We start from the raw sequence: 17,200 nt of genomic DNA on the forward strand, positions 1-17,200 counted from the left end.
GGGACGGGCACGACCCAACGAACCACGAAGGACCCGAATGAAACCCCCAGCACTGCCCGCCCTTGCGGTGGACGGCCTCGGCCTGCAGATCGGTGGCGCCCGCATCCTCCAGGATGTGGGCTTCGCGGTCGGCAGCGGCGAAATGATCGGCGTCATCGGCCCCAACGGTGCCGGCAAGACCACCTTGTTCAACCTGATTTCCGGCGTGATGCGGCCCACCACGGGCAGCATCACGCTGAACGGCAGGGAGATCACCACCGCGCCCGTCCACCGCCGGGCCAGGGCAGGGCTGGGACGGACCTTCCAGACCTCCAACCTTTTTCCCCGGCTCAGCGTGCTGGAAAACGTCCGGCTCGCCGCCCAGGCGAAACTCGGCGGCAGCAACAGCCTCCTGCGCTTCCCCTCTTCCTCCGACGAAGCCACCCGGATAGCCCGCGGCACCATCGGGGAAGTCGGCCTCACCGGCCAGCTCTCGACGGCGGCGGGTGACCTCTCGCACGGCGAGAAGCGCAAGGTGGAGATCGCCGTGCTGCTGGCGACCGATCCCGCCGTCGTGCTCCTGGACGAGCCGATGGCCGGGGTGGCGTCGGGGGACGTCCCGTCCCTCACCGCGATCATCGCACGGCTGCACCGGGACCGCGGCTGCACCGTGATGATGGTGGAGCACCACATGGACGTGGTCCTGGGCCTCGTGGACCGGGTCGCGGTGATGCACCATGGCAGCCTGCTGGCCCTGGACAGTCCGGAGGCCGTGATGTCTGACCCGACCGTACAGAGTGCCTACCTCGGAGAACCCGTATGACCGCCGCAGCGGAAGCCCGACCCATCCTGACAGTGCAGGGCCTCAACGCCCACATCGCCGGACAGCAGGTCGTGGAGAACGTCTCCTTCACCGTCCCGGCCACCGGCATCACCGCGTTGCTGGGCCGCAACGGCGTCGGAAAGACCAGCACCATCAAAGCCATCATCGGCCTGATCGACCGCACCGGAGCCGTGGCGCTCGACGGCGTGCGGATCGAGAAGGAACCGACGTTCAAGATTATCCGCAGCGGGGTGGGCTACGTGCCCGAGGACCGCGAAGTGTTTTCCAAGCTCACCGTGGCGGAAAACCTCCGGCTCGCCGAACGCGACGCCGCGCCCCGGCGCCAGCTCGTCGAGGAGCTCTTCCCGGACCTGCTGGCCCGGTCCGCCCAGATGGCCGGGACCCTCTCCGGCGGCCAGCAGCAGATGGTCTCGCTGGCCCGCGCGCTGCTGAACACCAACAAGATCCTGCTCGTCGACGAACCCACCAAAGGCCTGGCCCCGAAAATCGTCGCCGAGGTCGCCGAGACCCTCGCCGAAGCAGCCAAAACCGTCCCCATCCTCCTGGTCGAGCAGAACCTGCTCGTCGTCCGCCAGCTCGCCGCGGGCGCCGTCGTCCTCTCCGGGGGCCGGGTGGTCCACACCGGCAACGCCCTGGAATTCCTCGACGACGCAGAGCTGACCCAGCGCCTGCTGGGTGTCTCCGCCGAGACACCCGCAGGGACACATACTGAGAAAACAGCGGCGAAGCCGGCCGGGAAAGGAGCCACCCTGTGAGTACCGTCGTCCTGCTGCTCTTCACCGGCCTCGGCCTTGGTGCCCTGTACTTCCTCGTTGCCGCCGGCCTGTCCCTGATCTACGGTCTGATGGGCGTGCTCAACTTCGCCCACGGCGCCTTCCTGACCCTCGGCGCCTTCACCGGCTGGGAAATCGCCCGCCGGACCGGCTCGGACAACTGGGCCACGTTCCTGCTCTCGCTGCTGGTCGGGGCCGCGGCCGGAGCCGCCTTTGCCGCCTTCACCGAGTTCGTGCTGATCCGCCGGTTGTACCAGCGTCATATCGAGCAGGTCCTCATCACTGTGGGCCTCTCGCTCGCCGCGGTGGCCCTCTTCGACGGCATCTGGGGCACCGACCCGGTGTTCATCCAGGGACCGGCCTGGTTCAAGGAGACCACCGAAATCCTGGGGGCCCGCGTTCCCAACGACCGGTTTGTCTGCATCATCGCGGCCGTCCTGGTGCTGCTCGCCATGGTCTTCTTCCTGAAGAACACCCGCTACGGCATGATCATCCGGGCCGGCGTCGAAAACCGCTCCATGGTGACCGCCCTCGGCATCGACGTCCGGAAGGCCTTCACCCTCGTCTTCACGATCGGCGGCGCCGCGGCCGGCCTGGGCGGGGTCCTGGCCTCACACTACTTCGGCTACGTCTCGCCGATGCTGGGCGGCTCGCTGCTGATCTTCGCGTTCATCGTCACTGTGATCGGCGGACTGGGCTCGCTGACCGGCGCGGCCATTGCCGCCGTCGCCGTCGCCGTCCTGCAGCAGTTCGCCAATTTCTACCTGGGCGGCACCGGCGACTTCGTCGTCGTGCTGGCCCTGGCGCTCGTGCTGCTGTTCCGTCCCTCCGGCCTGCTCGGGAGAACCTCATGACCACCGATACCGACGCCACCAATCCGGAAACGGACCTTACGGCGGATGGCCCCGCAGGGACACGCAGAACCGCCGACGCCGGCCGGCCCGGCAGTTCCGCCCGGCCGCGCCTGACCCGGCGGACGGTTGCCGGCGCCGCCGCCGGGCTCGCCGGAATCGTGTTCCTGGTCCTGCTGCCGCTGCTCAACCTGTCCCTGCCCGGCGTGCTGCCCGGCCCCACCTACACGCCCGGATCCCTGCAGCTGCTCGCGATGTGCATGCTGATGGCCGCCGCAGCGCTGACCTACCACCTGCTGCTCGGCGTCGCCGGGCTACTCTCCTTCGGCCATGCACTGTACTTCGGCGCGGGAGTCTACGGGCTGGCGATCATCCTGCAGAACCTGGACATCCCGCTGCTGCCCGCGATGGGCCTGACCCTGCTGGTCGTGATCGTGCTGGCCCATGTGGTGGGAAGCATCAGCCTGCGGGTCAGCGGCATCCCGTTCGCCATGGTCACGCTCGCGTTCGCGCAGGCGGGCTCGGTGATTGTGGGCCGCAACCCCGAGGGCAGCACCGGCGGAGACGAGGGCCTGACGCTGCGCACGGACAACCTGCCCGACTTCCTCGTGGGAGTGGTCAACACCCGCAACCTGTACTGGCTGGCCCTCGCGGTGCTCGTGGCCGTGTTCATCGTCGTCACCTGGGTGCAGTCCTCGCGCGCCGGCCACGTCGCGGCGGCGGTCCGCGAAAACGAACTCCGCGTCCGCGTCCTCGGTCTGCAGCCGTACCTCGTGAAGCTGCTGATCTTCGTGGTCTCCGCCATCCTGGTCAGCATCATCGGCATGGTGTTCCTGCTGCTGCAGAGCGGCGCCGTGCCGCGCGCCACCTCCGCCGACCTGACCATCACCCTGCTCGTGATGGTGGTCCTGGGCGGTGTCGGCTCCCGCTGGGGCGCCGTGATCGGCGGCGTTTTCTACACCATCCTGGACCAGCGCCTCACCACCCTGGCGAACTCCGACGCGATCGACGCGCTGCCGGACATCCTGCGCGTGCCGTTGTCCGAACCCCTGTTTATCCTGGGCACCCTGTTCATCCTCGTGGTGCTCTTCCTGCCCGGCGGCCTGACGGGCACCGCGCAGCGGCTGGCGCAGCGCCGCAAGCGGCGCGGCGGTCAGTCTGATGGCGGTCAGGGCACAGGCGGTCAGCGCACCGAGATGTCCCGTGAGATTTTGGAGGAATCGGCATGAGCAGCACCACCGGACCGGGCCGGGCGGACGGACTGCACACCCTGGGCCGCTGGACCACCGACCGCAGCCTCGCCACCCCGCACCGGATCGCCGTCGACGACCGCGGCTGCACGCTGAGCTACGGGGATCTGGAACGCCGGGCGGCCGGTCTCGCCGCCGGCCTCAGGGCCGCCGGCTACGTCACGGGGGACCGGATCGCGACCCTGACCGGCAACAGCTCGGACCATGTGGTGCTGTTTTTCGCCTGTGCCAAGGCCGGGCTGGTCCTGGTGCCGCTGTCCTGGCGGCTCTCGCGCCGGGAACTCGCCGCGCAGCTCGAGCTCGCAGACCCGCAGCTGCTGCTCGTCGAGAACGAACTGGATTCGCTCGCCGCGGGGGCCTGCACACTGCTCGCCCACCGGCCCCGGACCGCCGCGCTGGGCCCCGGCGGCATCGAAAAGTACGTGCCCCCGCCATCGCGGATGTTGCCGGCGCTGCGCGGGCCGGACGCCGCCAGGGAAGTCCGCGACGACGATCCCCTCCTGATGATCTTCACCTCCGGCACCGAGGGGACCAGCAAAGCCGCCGTCCTAACCCACGCCAACTGCTTTTGGACTAACCTCTCGCTGTCCCGGACACTCGATCTGGGCAGCACCGACGTGGTGCTGGCAGTGCTGCCGCAGTTCCACGTCGGCGGCTGGAACATCCAGCCCCTGCTGGCTTGGTGGACCGGTGCCACCGTGGTGCTCGAACGCGGCTTCGAGCCCGGCCGGGTCCTGCAGCTGATCGCGGAGCGGGGCGTGACCATGCTGATGGGCGTCCCGACCCAGTACCTGATGCTTGCCGAACACCCCGACTTCGCCGCCGCGCAGCTCGGCAGCCTCCGGCACGCCGTGGTGGGCGGGGCGCCGATGCCGGCGCCCCTGCTGCGGATCTGGCACCGCAGGGGAGTGGCCCTGAGCCAGGGCTACGGGCTGACCGAGGCATCGCCCAACGTGCTCTGCCTCGCCAACGAGGACGCCGCGCGCATGGTGGGGTACTCGGGCAAGCCGTACCCGCATGTGGCCGTCGCGGTGGCCGATCCGGTGACCGGCGAAATCCTGGACGGTGCCACCTCCGGGGAACTGCTGGTGGGCGGTCCGGGGGTCTTCGCCGGCTACTTCCGCGACCCCGCGGCCACTGCCGCCGTCCTGGCCGGGGACTGGCTGCGAACCGGCGACCTGGTGGAGCGGGACGCCGAGGGTTACATCAGGGTGGTGGACCGGCTCAAGGACATCTTCATTTCCGGCGGCGAGAACGTCGCCCCCGCCGAGGTTGAGGCGGCGCTGCTGGCCCATCCGGCGGTGGCGCAGGCCGCCGTCGTCGGCGTGGAAGACGATCGCTGGGGCGAAACCGGCGTCGGCTTTGTGGTGATCCGCCCAGGCATGGCCACGGATGAACAGGAACTCCTCGAGCACTGCGCCGCCCAGCTGGCGCATTTCAAGGTTCCCGCCCGGATCGAGACGGTCGGAGCGCTGCCCCGCACGGCGCTGAACAAGGTGCTCCGCACCCGGCTCCGGCAGGAACTGGACGGGCGCACGCCGGCACGACGGCAGGAGCACTCCACGGCCGACCTGCCCCCGGCTGCCCTGCCCGCGGACGGGGGCCGGCGGTGAGCGCCGTGCCGCGCACCGCGAGGGGCACCCGCACCCGGGCCAAACTGCTGCAGGCCGCCGAGACGGTCTTCGCCTCGGTGGGCTACCACGAGGCCTCGATCGTGAAAATCACGGAGGAGGCCGGCGTCGGACTCGGGACGTTCTACCTGTACTTCGAGGGCAAGCAGACGATCTTCGACGAGGTGGTCGAGGACCTGAACCGGCGGGTCCGGCACGCCATGACCGACGCCGCCCGCTCGGCCGGCAACCGGCTCGCGGCCGAACGCGCCGGGTTCCGGGCCTTCTTCAAGTTCACCGCGGAACACCCGGCCCTGTACCGGATCATCCGGCAGGCCGAGTTCGTCTCGCCCGGGGCGCTGCGGCTGCACTACACCCGGATCGTCAACGGCTATATCGAGGGGCTCAAGGCCGCGCAGCTCAGCGGGGAAGTCCGGGAGATGGACCCCACCGTGGCGGCCTGGGCCCTGATGGGCATCGGCGAACTAATCGGCATGCGCTGGGTGCTGTGGGACGAGGAAGGCGCCGAACCCGCGCAGGGGCCCCGCCCGGACGTCCCGGAGGAAGTGTTCGAGGAAATGATGCAGTTCATCGAACGTGCGCTCGCCCCCACGCCGGGCGGCACCGCCAACCCCGCTCCCGGCCCCGCCTCCGGAACCAATCAGACCCAGGAAGGGACAGCCCCATGAACCAGGCAGCCAGCAACCCCGGTTACCGGACCACCGAAGTCGAGGTCCGCGGCGGCACCCTGCACACCGCCCTCTGGGGGCCCGAGGACCCGGCCGCCCCGACGATCCTCGCGGTGCACGGCGTCACCGCGTCCCACAAGGCCTGGCCGGAGCTGGCGGCGGCCCTGCCGGACATCAGGATCATCGCCCCCGACCTGCGCGGCCGGGGCCGCAGCAACGCGCTCCCCGCGCCCTACGGCATGCCCTCCCATGCCGAAGACCTCGCGGCCGTGCTGGCCGCGCTCAGCACCGGGCCGGTCGTCGTCGTCGGCCATTCCATGGGCGCCTTCGCCGCCGTGGTGCTGGCGAACCTGTTCCCGGAGCGGGTGCGGTCCCTCGTGCTGGTCGACGGCGGACTGCCGCTGCAGGTGCCGGCGGGATTTAGCGACGAGCAGATCGTCGCCGCCGTACTCGGCCCCGCGGCCGAGCGCCTGAACGCCACCTTCCCCAGCCGGGAGGTCTACCGTAGCTTCTGGAAGCAGCATCCGGCCTTCAGCGCGGACTGGAGCCCGCTCGTGGAGGAGTACGTGGATTATGACCTCACGGGCGAGGAGCCGGTGCTCCGGCCGGCCACCCGCTATCAGGCGATGGCGGACGACACTGCTGAACTGCACCGCGGCGCCTCACTCCTGAAGGCCCTTGAGGAGCTCGCGGTGGAGACCCTGGTGCTGCGCGCGCCCCGCGGGCTGCTCAACGAACCCGGTGGCCTCTACGCGCCCGGCTACCTGAACACCTGGGCGGAGAAGCTGCCCGCCCTGACCGTGCGGGAGATCCCGGACGTCAACCACTACACGATCGTCATGGGCGGGACGGGAGCCGCCGCCGTGGCGGATTCAGTGCGGGAGGCGCTGGCGGTGACCTGACTGCCGCGCCGCTGCCGCCGTCAGACGGCGGACTCCAGGATCCGGGTTTTCGGTGCGCCCAGGAGGGCCGGGGCCGCGGCCGGGGAATTCCAGACGTTCGCCTGAAGCTTGGCCAGCAGTGCTTCGGCCTCGGCGCGCCGCTCGAAATCGAGTTCGACCACGACATAGTGCGGATCCTCCACCGGGCGGCTGATCCGGTGCGCGGTCACCCCCGACGCCGCGCGGTTCACGGGATCACGGTCGAAGGCAGCCTTCCACAGGCCAAAGTCCTTGATCCCGTGTTCTATCTGCAAGGTAAACATCGCACTCATTCCTTCCGGTTTCGATCACTGGCTGCAGGGATGCTTCACACTAGGCGCAGCCGGTCGGCGCGCGGTATCCCAGAAATCTGGTGGGCGCATACTGAATTTATGGCCACCACCTGGGCGCTGAGCCGGAGCCTGGAACGCATCGGGCAACTCTGCCGGGACGTGGTCGAGGACAAGGAACTGCGCGGCGGATTGCTTGCGGAACTGGGCCGGATGGTGCCGTTCAGCGCCTTTGCCTGTCCGCTGTCGGATCCCGAGTCGGCCACCGGCATCGCGCCGATGGCCAGGATCCCCTGTCCGGAAGAGCTGCCGGAGCTGATCCGGCTCAAGTACCTGACGCCGGAGTGCCGCTGGACCGCCCTCATGGGGCAGGTCCGGCCGGCCACGACCCTGCTGATGGAGACCGGCGGCCGGCCGGCGCGCAGTCCGCTGTGGAACGGGGTGCTGAACCGCTATCGGGTGACCGACGTGCTGTCGACCGTCTTCGCCGACAAACATGGCTGCTGGGGCTGGCTGGACCTGTGGCGTGCCGGGGATGAAGGCACGTTTTCCGAGCCGGAGACCGATTACCTCGCCACGGCCGCGCCCTTGGTGGCTGCCGGCCTCCGTCGGAGCAGGGCGGCGCAGTGCCGGCGGGACGCGGAGGGGATCGGTGCCCCGTGGCCGGCCGTCCGGAAGCCCCTGCCGCCCCAGGCGGTGCTGACCTTGGACGAGCGGTTGGCCGTGGTGGGACAGACGGCGTCGGCCGGTGACTGGCTGGGGCTGCTGCAGCGCGGGCCCCGGCCGTATGAAGGGGTTCCGGCGGAAGTCCTGAACGTCGCTGCCCAGCTGTTGGCCAGGGAAGCCGGGGTGGACCCCCATCCGGCAATGTCGCGGGTGCCCGTCGGCCTAGGCGCCTGGGCGCTGCTGCGCTCCACGCGGATGGACGCGGGCCTGCTGGGGGCAACGCCTCCGCTCGCCGTGACCATCCAGGAATGTCCGGCGGTGGACCGGCTTGAGGTGTTCGCCCGCTGCTTCGCCCTGACTCCGCAGCAGCACCGGCTGCTGGGTTTCACGGCCGGCGGACTCAACACGGCAGAGCTTGCCACGGCCCTGCGGATCAGCCCGTACACCGTGCAGGATCAGTTCAAGGCTGTTTTCGCTGCCTGCGGTGTCCGGAGCCGGAGTGCGCTCCTGGGCCTGGCTCTTGGCACCGCGGCCGTGCCGGCCGATGCGGGCCCGGCAACGGCAGGGGATTGAGTCGGCGAGGTGCCCGGACGCCGCTTTGCCTAGCCGCCGGCGAACGGCGGCAGCACGTCGACGACGTCGTCCGGTAACAGTTGCGCTGCCCGGTTCCGCACCGCCACCTCGTTGAGCAGGAAGCTGCTCCGCGACAGCAGGCGCGCCAGCGGCGGGGTCCCGGCGGGGGGTTCCGGGCGTTCGACGGCGAGGATCGCCGCCAGCAGCGTGGCGACGGTGGCCTCCGCGGGGAGGTCAAAGCGTTCCTCATCGACGCCGGCGGCAGCGCGCGCGGCAGCGAAATAACGTACGTTCACAGGGTGTTCAGCCTCCGATGGCGCTCATGCTGCGGTCCGGCTGGACGAAGTCCGGGGCGTCCAGTCCGACGTGGTCCATGCCGTGGGCCTTGGGTTTGATCCACATCGCGTCCTGCCAGCGTTCGGCAAGTTGTTCGTCGCTGGCCCCCTCGCGGAGCAGTCCGAGCAGGTCGACTTCCTCGCGGGAGAACAGGCAGCTCATGATCTTGCCCTCGGCCGTGATGCGGGTGCGGCGGCAATCGGAGCAGAACGGCTCAGTCACGGAGGCGATGATCCCCACGGTTCCCAGCACGTCTCCGGTGGCCTCACCGGTGCCGGGCACCCGGGCCCGGACCTCGAAGCGTTCCGCCGGGGCGCCGTCGCGGTCCCGTGGATCAGCGCCGAGCACGTAATCGACGGAGAGCAGCTCACGGATCTCAGCGGCGGTGATCATGTTCCGGCGGGTCCAGCCATGGTCGGCGTCGAGCGGCATTTGCTCGATGAAGCGCAGTTCGTAGCCGCGGTCCAGCGCCCAGGCCAGCAGCGCCGGGGACTCGACGTCGTTGATGCCGCGCATCAGCACGGCGTTGAGTTTCACCGGGCCCAGTCCGGCGGCCCAAGCGGCGTCGACGCCGGCCAGGACTTTGTTCAGGAAGGGGCGGCGGGTCAGCTGGGTGAACGTTTCCTCATGGAGGGAGTCCAGCGAGACGTTGATCCGGGACAGCCCGGCGGCCTTGAGCCCGGCGGCTTTTTTGTCCAGCCCGACGGCGTTTGTGGTCATGGAGATCGGCAGGCCGGGGTGGGCCTGGCGGAGCGCCGAAATGATGTCCAGCAGGTCGGCCCGGACCAGCGGTTCCCCGCCGGTAAGCCGCAGTTCGCGCACGCCGAGCATGTCGACGCCGATCCGCACGATCCGGACAATTTCCGCCGCGGACATGACAGCCTGCTTGGACAGCCATTCCAGCCCCTCGGCGGGCATGCAGTAGGTGCAGCGCAGATTGCATTTGTCCGTCAGCGACAGCCGCATGTCCGTGGCGCGGCGGCCATAGCGGTCCACGAGCCCGGCGGGCATTCCGGCCGGACGGCCGGGCAGCGGCGTGCCGGAAGTGCCCGCGCCGCGGCCGTCATCCGCGCGGGGCTGGGGCATGCCAAGCTGAACACTCATAGAGTCAGGCTACGCCACCTCAGCGCCGGGATCACAGCCGGTGCGGGCCGGAGTTCCGCCGCCGGGATCACGCCGGGATCTCGGGCCGCTTTGTCGTGCCGCCGGTCCGGCGCGAACCTATGCTGGAGGAGTGAACACCTCCCAGCCCGGGCGGCCAGGCACACTGCCCGATCCCGCCCCGGGAACACCCGTCCCGCGGCGTCCGGAGCGCCACGCGACCGGCTGGGCGGCGGCGGCGGGAGTCGTGGCCGTCGGATCGGGCCTGGCCCTGGGGGAGCTCGCGGCAGGACTCATGAGCCCCTCGCTCTCCCCGGTGACCGCTGTGGGCGGCGCGGTGATCGACGTGGTCCCGCCCGGCGTCAAGGATTGGGCCATTTCGCTCTTCGGCACCGCGGACAAGGTCGCCCTGCTGGGTGGTATGGGGCTCGCTATCGCCGCGCTGGCCGCCCTGTCCGGAATCGTGGAGTTGCGGCGCCGTTTCGCCGGGGTCGCGGTCATTGCCCTCTTCGGCGTGGCGGGGCTGGTGGCGGTGCTGGGACGAGCCGAACTGACCGCGAACGCGATCCCGGCCCCGCTGCTCGCCGCTGTCGTGGGCATGATCCTGCTGCGCTGGCTGGTCGGGCGGCTGGAGGACTGGCAAACCGAAGCCGGACAGCCGCCCGCGGGTCCCGGCCCGGATGCCGGCGCTGCGGAAAGTGCTGCACCGCCTGCGCCTCCGTCCCGCCGCCGCTTCTTCCTGGCGCTCGGCGGAACGGCCGCCGTCGCCGTGGTGGCCGGCGTGCTCGCCGCGACGTTCCGGGGAGCGGCCGCCGTCGTGAGTGAACTGCGCAGCAAGCTGGCGCTCCCGGTGCCGGCTTCACCGGCTCCGCCGATCCCGGCCGGCGCCGAGGTCCGTCTGGACGGCGTGGGACCGCTGGTGACCCCCAACAGGGACTTCTACCGGATCGACACCGCGCTGCGCGTCCCGGTGGTGGACCCGGACCAGTGGACCCTGACGGTCACCGGCCTCGTGGAGCGCGAGATCTCCCTGGACTTCGCCGCGCTGCTGACTAAACCCCTGATCGAACGGCACGTCACGATTGCCTGCGTCTCCAACGAGGTGGGCGGGGACCTGATTGGCAATGCACGCTGGCTCGGCTGGCCGGTCCGGGAACTCCTGGCCCTCGCCGGCCCGAAGGACGGCGCGGACATGGTCCTGTCCCGCAGTACGGACGGCTGGACTGCCGGCACCCCGCTGGAGGTGCTGACGGACAGCCGGGACGCGCTGCTGGCCGTCGGGATGAATGGCGAACCATTGCCGCTGGAACACGGCTTCCCGGTCCGGCTCATCGTCCCCGGTCTCTACGGCTATGTTTCGGCGACCAAGTGGGTCACCGGGCTCAAGGTGACGCGCTTCGCGGACGACGTCGGATACTGGACGCCCCGCGGCTGGAGCGAGCAGGGACCGATCAAGACCTCCTCCCGCATCGACGTGCCCCGGGACGGCCGCTCCGTCAGCGCCGGGACGGTGGCCTTCGGCGGCGTCGCCTGGGCCCAGCACACGGGGATCGGCCGGGTGGAGCTCAGGGTCAACCGCGGCGGGTGGCTCGAGGCCCAGCTGGCCCCAGGGATCTCGAAAGACACCTGGTACCAGTGGAAGCTGGCCCTGCCGCTGACCCCCGGCCGGTACGAGGTCCAGGTCCGCGCCACGGACCTCAATGGCGTCGCGCAGGTGGAGGACCGCGCGCCGGTGGTGCCCAGCGGGGCGACCGGCTTTCACACGGTTAGAGTGGACGTGAAGTCCTAACCGGCCAGCCCGCCAGGCCAGGAAGCCGGGCCGGGGAGCCGGACCGGCAAACCCGGACACTGGTTCACGACGAGGGGTCACGAACGTATGCACCGCACCCAGGCACGGCACGTCAGCGTGGAAGCGCACCGCGAATCGGTCCGCCAGCTGCTGGCCCCGCTCCGCACCGCGGACCGGATTGAACGTCTGCCACTCCTTGCCGCGCTGGGCCGCGGACTCGCGGCGGACGTGGTGGCTCCGCTGGATCTGCCGCCCTTCGCGAACTCGCAGATGGACGGCTTCGCCATCCGCAGCGCCGACGTGCCCGACGGCGGGACCGAACTGCGGGTTGCCGCTCCCGTTCCGGCCGGTGCCGCGCCCCCTGAACTGGCCCCCGGGACAGCCGCCCCGATCATGACCGGCGCCATGATGCCGCCCGGGGCGGATGCCGTCGTACCGATCGAGCAGGCTGTACCCGCTGCCTTCCCCGTGCCCGGCGTGCCGGCCACGGTCCGGCTCCCGGCCGCGCCGCCCAGGAACTTCGTCCGCGACGCGGGCAGCGACATCCGCGCCGGCGAGCTGGCCCTCACGGCCGGAACCTGCCTCGGACCCGGCCAGCTGGGGCTCCTGGCGGCCCTGGGATTCACCGAGGTGTCCGTCTACCGTGCGCTGCGGGTCCTGCTGGTCACCACCGGGGATGAAGTCGTGGAGCCCGGCAGCCCGCTGGCCGCCGGCAAGATCTACGACTCCAACGCCACCCTGCTGGAGTCCTCCATGCGCCAGGCCGGACTCGACGTCACCCGGACCGGGATCGCCACGGACCGGGTGGAGGAACTCACCGGCCTGCTGCGCCGGCACACCGCGGAGGTGGACCTGATCGTCACCACCGGGGGCGTCAGCCAGGGCGCGTACGAAGTGGTCAGGCAGGCGATGGCGGGCCACGCCGTCGACTTCTTCGGCGTCGCAATGCAGCCCGGCGGCCCGCAGGGCATCGGAACCTTCGACGGCGTCCCGGTCCTCGGCTTCCCGGGGAACCCGGTGAGCTGCCTTGTCTCCTTCGAAATGTTCCTCCGGCCCGCGCTGGGCGACCTCTTCGGCTCGCCCGCGCCGCGTCCGGTGCTCAGGGCACGGCTGGCCGGGGCGCTGACGTCCCCGTCGGGCAAGCACCAGGTACGGCGCGGCACGGTCCTCCCGGACGGCACCGTCCGGCTGGAAGGTGGCGCCGGCTCGCACCTGGTCAGTGCCCTGGCGCACTCCAACGCCCTGATCCAGGTACCCGAAGGAATTGCCGCGCTCGCCGGGGGCGCGGAAGTGGAAGTATGGATGCTGTGAACGAAGAAGACCCTCCAATGGGAACCCCAGGACTGACCCACCTCCGGCAGGACGGCACGGCCCAGATGGTGGACGTGTCCAACAAGGCGGAGAGCACCCGCGAAGCCACCGCCACCGCCACGGTCCGCAGCACGGCCGAGGTCCTGGCACTCCTCGGCGCGGGAGACCTGCCGAAGGGCGATGCCCTCGCCGTCGCCCGGATCGCCGGCATCATGGCCGCCAAGAAGACCGCGGACCTGATCCCGCTGTGCCACCCGCTGCCGATCGCCAAGGTCACCGTCGACTTCGAACTCGACACGAACACGATCACGGTCTTCGCCACCGTCAAGACCCGCGGCATCACCGGCGTCGAAATGGAAGCGCTGACCGCAGCTTCCGTGGCCGCCCTCAGTGTGTACGACATGATCAAGGCCGTGGACAAACACGCGGTGCTGACCGATATCAAAGTGCTGGCCAAAAGCGGCGGCAAGAGCGGGGACTGGACACTATGAGCATGCCCGAACCACACCGGCACGGCGACGCCACCGGGCGGAAGGCCGGCGTCGTGATTGCCTCCACCCGGGCCGCATCCGGCATCTATGAGGACCTGACCGGCCCCGTCATCATCGACTGGCTGACCGAGCACGGCTTCGAGCCCTACCCGGCCCTCGTGGTCCCGGACGGCGACGCCGTGGGCGCAGCCCTGCGCGCGCTCCTGACCCAGGCGCCGTCCGTCATCATCACGAGCGGCGGCACCGGCCTCAGCCCCACCGACGTCACTCCGGAGCAGACCCTGCCCCTGCTGGACCGCGAGATCCCCGGCATCATGGAGGGCATCCGCGGCGCCGGCACCGCCAAGACCCCCACGGCGATGCTGAGCCGGGGCCATGCCGGCGCCGCCGGCCAGACGTTCATCGTCAATCTCCCCGGATCCCCGAAGGGTGTCATGGACGGTCTCAGCGTGCTGGACCCCATCCTTGGACACCTCTGCGACCAGCTGGAAGGCAGCCATGGCCACTGATTCAGCCTTTGACGTTGTGACCGCGGTGCTGAGCGCCGAGCCGATCTCCGTGGACCAGGCCATCGCCGCGGTCGAATCCGACACTGCGGGCGCGGTGGTCAGCTTCAGCGGCGTGGTCCGGAACCACGACGGCGGCAAACCGGTCCAGCGGCTCAGCTACAGCGCGCACCCGTCGGCGCACCAGGTAATGGCCGACGTCGTCGCGCGGCTCGTCGCCGAACAGGCTGCCGCTGGAGACGCCGGCACGACAGCCGGCGGGACCGGCAGCGCGCCAGGCCAACCGGTGCGGATCTGGGTGGCGCACCGGATCGGCATGCTGGAGATCGGCGACCCCGCGCTGGTCTGCGCCGTCTCCGCCGCGCATCGGGGCCAGGCCTTCGCGGTCTGCTCGGAACTCGTGGACCGGATCAAGGCCCAGGTTCCGATCTGGAAGGAACAGTTCTTCACCGACGGCACGGTCGAGTGGGTCGGCGCGGGGGAGTAGCGCCGCCGGGAACCGCCGGTGGGAGCGGTCCGGCGGCCCTGTCACGCAGCGCCGCCGGTTCAGTCGGGCGGCTGCCCCGACGGTAGGGTTGATGGCATGACCGAACAACTCGCAGTCGCCGTGCTGGGCGCGAACGGGCGCATGGGCGCCGAGGCGGTGAAGGCCGTCGAGGCCGCCGCTGACCTGAAACTTGTCGCCGCGCTGGGCCGGAACGATTCCCTGGACACCCTCGTCGACGCCGGAGCCCGCGTCGTGGTGGATCTGACGGTCCCCGAGAGCACCGAAGCGAACGTCCGCTTCGCCGTCGAACACGGTATGCACGCCGTTGTGGGTACCACGGGCTGGGATGCGGAGCGGCTGGGCCGGCTGCAGGAGCTCCTGACCGGCCGGTCCGGCGTCGGAGTTCTGATCGCGCCGAACTTCGCACTCGGGTCAGTCCTCGCCTCGGCCTTCGCGGCCAGGGCCTCGCGCTACTTCGAATCGGTCGAAATCATCGAACTGCACCACCCGGACAAGGTCGATGCGCCGTCCGGCACCGCCGTGCGCACCGCGCAGCTGATTTCCGCCGAGCGCGACGCCGCCGGCCGGCCTGCCAGCCCCGACGCCACCACAAGTGAGCGCCCCGGGGCGCGTGGCTGCGACGTCGACGGCGTCCGGGTCCACAGCGTCAGGCTCCGCGGCCTGGTGGCGCACCAGGAGGTATTGCTGGGCGGACCGGGGGAGCAGCTGACCATCCGGCATGATTCCTTCGACCGGGTTTCGTTTATGCCCGGCGTGCTGCTGGGGGTGCGCAACATCGCGTCCCACCCGGGCCTCACCGTGGGCCTGGATGGCTACCTGGATTTAGGGCTCTGAGCGCCGTGGCCAACGTCCTGACCGCCTTCAAGGCCAACCGCACCAAGATCTGGGTCGGCGCCGTCACGCTGCTGCTGGTCTTCTACCTCGTGGTGTCCTTCCAGCGCTCGGTGCTGCTGATGACGGACGCCAATCCGGTGGCCAAAGCCATCGGCGTGGCGTATCTGCTGCTGCCCGTGATCGGCGCCTGGGCGCTCGTCCGCGAGCTGCTGTTCGGGGCCCGGACCGAGCGGCTGGCGAAAATCCTCGAAGCCGAAGGCGGCCTGCCCGAGGACAATCTGCCGCGCACGCCGGCCGGGCGCATCATCCGTGAGGCCGCGGACCGTGAATTTGAGAAGTACCGTGCCGAGACGGAAGCGGCTCCCGAGGACTGGCGCTCCTGGTTCCGCCTCAGCTGCGCCTACGACGCCGCGGGCGACCGGAAGCGGGCCCGCGCCTCAATGCGCGACGCCGTCCGGCTCTACCGGACGGGATCCCGCCAGGCCTGAGACGCGGTCAGCTGACAAGGTTCGCGTGACTCTCGCTCAGCTGACTCTGGCTCAGCTGACGCGGGCAGGCCGGTAGCGGCCGAGCTGGTTTGCGGCATGCCCGAGCCACTCCAGCGGCCCCCGCCACGCCAGCGCCGCGACCATGCCGCCCAGGGCCAGGATCGTCAAAGCCTGCACCCAATAAATGCCGTCCACCGTCCACCCGGACGGCAACGGCTGGCCGTACAGCGAAGCCATCACGCACAGATGGGCCGTGTAGAAGCTCAGCGTCATGGCACCGGCACCCCGCAGCGGGAGCAGCAGGTCCCGGCCGGTCCGCTGGACCAGCCGGCCCAGCAGCAGGCAGACACCGACGACGGCGGCTGCCACCCCCGAGGTGTGCAGCAGGTCCAGCGTGGTGCCCGAATGCGGGGCGCTGGAGGCGAGCCACCAGGCGGAACCGGTCTGGTCGATGCCGGCCAGGTTGACCTGCAGCAGGCTCTCCAACGGGTACGAGGGGTCGAGCAGGGATGCCTGCAGCGCCGCACGGCCGCCCCAGTCCTCCATCAGCACCACGCTGAGCCACTTGGCCAGGACCGCCACCCCCGTACCTACGGCCAGCAGCAGCACCGGGACGGCCGCCGTGGTGAGGGCCAGCCGGCCGATCGCAAGACCGATCAGCAGATAGGCAATCCACTGAAGAACCGGGTAGTAACCGGTCAGGAACAGATCCCCGAGCAGCACCGCGGGGGTCGACAGGTCCTCCCACTTCGGGTTGTGGCCCAGCTGCAGGGGCGGTTCGGCGGTGAGGAGCCAGGGCCGTAGCAGGAACGCGAGCGCCGGGGTCACCAGCACCCAGCCGAGGGCCAGGACCAGCAGGCGTTTGACGTCCAGGCCGAGGAACGGCAGCACGCACAGGAACAGCACCGCGTAGTGGACCAGGATGATGGCGATATTGACTTCCAGGCCACCGATGGAGAGCCCGACAGCGCCCACCACGAGGGCCCGGAGGGCGATTCCCCGGCGGGCCGCCCACAGCTGCGGCCCCTGGAGCGGCTGCTGTTTGCCGGTTGAGAGCGCCAGCCCGATTCCGGCGAGCACGGCGAACAGGGCCGCGGCGCGGCCGGAAAACACCAGCCCGACCCAAGTGGGTGTGAGCTGGGCGTTGGACTCGAAGGTGGGGAAGATATGGGTCGCCATCATGCCCAGCAGTGCCAAGCCGCGGGCGGCATCGATGCCCGACAGTCGTGCCCCGGCCGCTTTGCGAACGGCGGGCCGGGACGTGGATGCGGTTCCGCGCGGCGTCATCTTCCGATCGTCTCACGACCGGTACCGGTGATCCCGGGCCGGCGACGGATTCGGGGATGTTCACAGGAGCCGCACAGCTCTTGTATTCGAATATATGTTCGAAT

General features: G+C 70.3%; 19 protein-coding genes. 15 read left to right on the top strand and 4 right to left on the bottom strand.

The features are described from left to right. Positions 1-37 precede the first annotated feature (37 nt). From J2X01_RS03795 to J2X01_RS03825, 7 genes are read left to right on the top strand one after another with little or no spacing between them, the layout of a single operon-like run. On the top strand, positions 38-802 hold the full coding sequence (locus J2X01_RS03795) for an ABC transporter ATP-binding protein (protein ID WP_310050706.1): 765 nt from the start codon (positions 38-40) through the stop codon (positions 800-802). Beyond that, entirely contained in the window at positions 799-1,578 is a 780-nt protein-coding gene (locus tag J2X01_RS03800; RefSeq protein ID WP_310050709.1) for an ABC transporter ATP-binding protein, read from the top strand. Before J2X01_RS03795 ends, J2X01_RS03800 begins: the two co-directional genes overlap by 4 nt. After that, complete coding sequence (locus tag J2X01_RS03805) at positions 1,575-2,450, top strand: branched-chain amino acid ABC transporter permease (RefSeq protein ID WP_310050711.1); 876 nt, start codon at positions 1,575-1,577, stop codon at positions 2,448-2,450. The genes J2X01_RS03800 and J2X01_RS03805 overlap by 4 nt, the downstream gene beginning before the upstream one ends. After that, entirely contained in the window at positions 2,447-3,676 is a 1,230-nt protein-coding gene (locus tag J2X01_RS03810; protein ID WP_310050713.1) for a branched-chain amino acid ABC transporter permease, read from the top strand. The genes J2X01_RS03805 and J2X01_RS03810 overlap by 4 nt, the downstream gene beginning before the upstream one ends. Further along, positions 3,673-5,310 (top strand): class I adenylate-forming enzyme family protein, encoded by a 1,638-nt coding sequence (locus J2X01_RS03815; RefSeq protein ID WP_310050715.1) that lies wholly within the window; start codon positions 3,673-3,675, stop codon positions 5,308-5,310. Before J2X01_RS03810 ends, J2X01_RS03815 begins: the two co-directional genes overlap by 4 nt. Further along, positions 5,307-5,996, top strand: a complete 690-nt coding sequence (locus J2X01_RS03820) for a TetR/AcrR family transcriptional regulator (protein ID WP_310050717.1) — start codon at positions 5,307-5,309, stop codon at positions 5,994-5,996. Before J2X01_RS03815 ends, J2X01_RS03820 begins: the two co-directional genes overlap by 4 nt. Beyond that, entirely contained in the window at positions 5,993-6,898 is a 906-nt protein-coding gene (locus J2X01_RS03825; protein WP_310050719.1) for an alpha/beta hydrolase, read from the top strand. The genes J2X01_RS03820 and J2X01_RS03825 overlap by 4 nt, the downstream gene beginning before the upstream one ends. 20 nt (positions 6,899-6,918) lie before the next feature. Here the strand turns inward: J2X01_RS03825 and J2X01_RS03830 are convergent, their stop codons facing one another. Further along, complete coding sequence (locus J2X01_RS03830; protein WP_310050721.1) at positions 6,919-7,200, bottom strand: hypothetical protein; 282 nt, start codon at positions 7,198-7,200, stop codon at positions 6,919-6,921. A gap of 108 nt (positions 7,201-7,308) precedes the next feature. Here J2X01_RS03830 and J2X01_RS03835 point away from each other — a divergent pair, with 108 nt between their 5' ends. Beyond that, positions 7,309-8,445, top strand: coding sequence for a helix-turn-helix transcriptional regulator (locus tag J2X01_RS03835; protein WP_310050723.1), 1,137 nt, complete (start codon positions 7,309-7,311; stop codon positions 8,443-8,445). Positions 8,446-8,474: 29 nt separating this feature from the next. Here J2X01_RS03835 and J2X01_RS03840 read toward each other — a convergent pair whose 3' ends face one another. Both J2X01_RS03840 and moaA read right to left on the bottom strand, forming a co-directional pair. Next, complete coding sequence (locus J2X01_RS03840; RefSeq protein WP_310050725.1) at positions 8,475-8,741, bottom strand: MoaD/ThiS family protein; 267 nt, start codon at positions 8,739-8,741, stop codon at positions 8,475-8,477. A gap of 7 nt (positions 8,742-8,748) precedes the next feature. Next, a complete protein-coding gene (gene moaA, locus J2X01_RS03845; RefSeq protein ID WP_310050728.1) occupies positions 8,749-9,885 on the bottom strand; it encodes a GTP 3',8-cyclase MoaA in 1,137 nt (378 codons plus the stop codon). A gap of 292 nt (positions 9,886-10,177) precedes the next feature. Between moaA and J2X01_RS03850 the strand changes: the two genes are divergently transcribed. The 7 genes from J2X01_RS03850 (at position 10,178) to J2X01_RS03880 (ending at position 15,809) form a co-directional block, all read left to right on the top strand. Then, positions 10,178-11,671, top strand: coding sequence for a molybdopterin-dependent oxidoreductase (locus tag J2X01_RS03850; RefSeq protein WP_310050943.1), 1,494 nt, complete (start codon positions 10,178-10,180; stop codon positions 11,669-11,671). Between the two features lie 87 nt (positions 11,672-11,758). After that, on the top strand, positions 11,759-12,982 hold the full coding sequence (locus tag J2X01_RS03855; protein ID WP_310050729.1) for a molybdopterin molybdotransferase MoeA: 1,224 nt from the start codon (positions 11,759-11,761) through the stop codon (positions 12,980-12,982). Beyond that, positions 12,970-13,473, top strand: coding sequence for a cyclic pyranopterin monophosphate synthase MoaC (gene moaC, locus J2X01_RS03860; protein WP_310050732.1), 504 nt, complete (start codon positions 12,970-12,972; stop codon positions 13,471-13,473). The genes J2X01_RS03855 and moaC overlap by 13 nt, the downstream gene beginning before the upstream one ends. Next, entirely contained in the window at positions 13,470-13,982 is a 513-nt protein-coding gene (locus tag J2X01_RS03865) for a MogA/MoaB family molybdenum cofactor biosynthesis protein (RefSeq protein WP_310050735.1), read from the top strand. The genes moaC and J2X01_RS03865 overlap by 4 nt, the downstream gene beginning before the upstream one ends. Next, positions 13,972-14,466 carry a molybdenum cofactor biosynthesis protein MoaE gene (locus J2X01_RS03870; RefSeq protein ID WP_310050738.1) on the top strand — a complete coding sequence of 165 codons (495 nt, stop codon included), beginning with the start codon at positions 13,972-13,974 and terminating at the stop codon, positions 14,464-14,466. The genes J2X01_RS03865 and J2X01_RS03870 overlap by 11 nt, the downstream gene beginning before the upstream one ends. 96 nt (positions 14,467-14,562) lie before the next feature. Next, positions 14,563-15,321, top strand: coding sequence for a 4-hydroxy-tetrahydrodipicolinate reductase (gene dapB, locus J2X01_RS03875; RefSeq protein ID WP_310050740.1), 759 nt, complete (start codon positions 14,563-14,565; stop codon positions 15,319-15,321). A gap of 5 nt (positions 15,322-15,326) precedes the next feature. Beyond that, positions 15,327-15,809, top strand: coding sequence for a hypothetical protein (locus J2X01_RS03880; protein WP_310050743.1), 483 nt, complete (start codon positions 15,327-15,329; stop codon positions 15,807-15,809). Between the two features lie 51 nt (positions 15,810-15,860). Here the strand turns inward: J2X01_RS03880 and J2X01_RS03885 are convergent, their stop codons facing one another. After that, on the bottom strand, positions 15,861-17,096 hold the full coding sequence (locus tag J2X01_RS03885) for a heparan-alpha-glucosaminide N-acetyltransferase domain-containing protein (protein ID WP_310050746.1): 1,236 nt from the start codon (positions 17,094-17,096) through the stop codon (positions 15,861-15,863). Positions 17,097-17,200: the final 104 nt, after the last annotated feature.

Origin of the sequence: Arthrobacter ginsengisoli, from assembly GCF_031456935.1 — a bacterium.
GTDB classification, from domain to species: domain Bacteria; phylum Actinomycetota; class Actinomycetes; order Actinomycetales; family Micrococcaceae; genus Arthrobacter; species Arthrobacter ginsengisoli.

Bases quoted from the DNA above. Each gene is read 5' to 3' on its own strand.
- moaA (WP_310050728.1), bottom strand. From the start codon at position 9,885: ATGAGTGTTCAGCTTGGCATGCCCCAGCCCCGCGCGGATGACGGCCGC.
- J2X01_RS03825 (WP_310050719.1), top strand. From the start codon at position 5,993: ATGAACCAGGCAGCCAGCAACCCCGGTTACCGGACCACCGAAGTCGAG.
- J2X01_RS03865 (WP_310050735.1), top strand. From the start codon at position 13,470: ATGAGCATGCCCGAACCACACCGGCACGGCGACGCCACCGGGCGGAAG.
- J2X01_RS03870 (WP_310050738.1), top strand. From the start codon at position 13,972: ATGGCCACTGATTCAGCCTTTGACGTTGTGACCGCGGTGCTGAGCGCC.
- J2X01_RS03885 (WP_310050746.1), bottom strand. From the start codon at position 17,096: ATGACGCCGCGCGGAACCGCATCCACGTCCCGGCCCGCCGTTCGCAAA.
- J2X01_RS03830 (WP_310050721.1), bottom strand. From the start codon at position 7,200: ATGTTTACCTTGCAGATAGAACACGGGATCAAGGACTTTGGCCTGTGG.
- dapB (WP_310050740.1), top strand. From the start codon at position 14,563: ATGACCGAACAACTCGCAGTCGCCGTGCTGGGCGCGAACGGGCGCATG.
- J2X01_RS03855 (WP_310050729.1), top strand. From the start codon at position 11,759: ATGCACCGCACCCAGGCACGGCACGTCAGCGTGGAAGCGCACCGCGAA.
- J2X01_RS03795 (WP_310050706.1), top strand. From the start codon at position 38: ATGAAACCCCCAGCACTGCCCGCCCTTGCGGTGGACGGCCTCGGCCTG.
- J2X01_RS03815 (WP_310050715.1), top strand. From the start codon at position 3,673: ATGAGCAGCACCACCGGACCGGGCCGGGCGGACGGACTGCACACCCTG.
- J2X01_RS03835 (WP_310050723.1), top strand. From the start codon at position 7,309: ATGGCCACCACCTGGGCGCTGAGCCGGAGCCTGGAACGCATCGGGCAA.
- J2X01_RS03800 (WP_310050709.1), top strand. From the start codon at position 799: ATGACCGCCGCAGCGGAAGCCCGACCCATCCTGACAGTGCAGGGCCTC.
- moaC (WP_310050732.1), top strand. From the start codon at position 12,970: ATGGATGCTGTGAACGAAGAAGACCCTCCAATGGGAACCCCAGGACTG.
- J2X01_RS03810 (WP_310050713.1), top strand. From the start codon at position 2,447: ATGACCACCGATACCGACGCCACCAATCCGGAAACGGACCTTACGGCG.
- J2X01_RS03850 (WP_310050943.1), top strand. From the start codon at position 10,178: ATGAGCCCCTCGCTCTCCCCGGTGACCGCTGTGGGCGGCGCGGTGATC.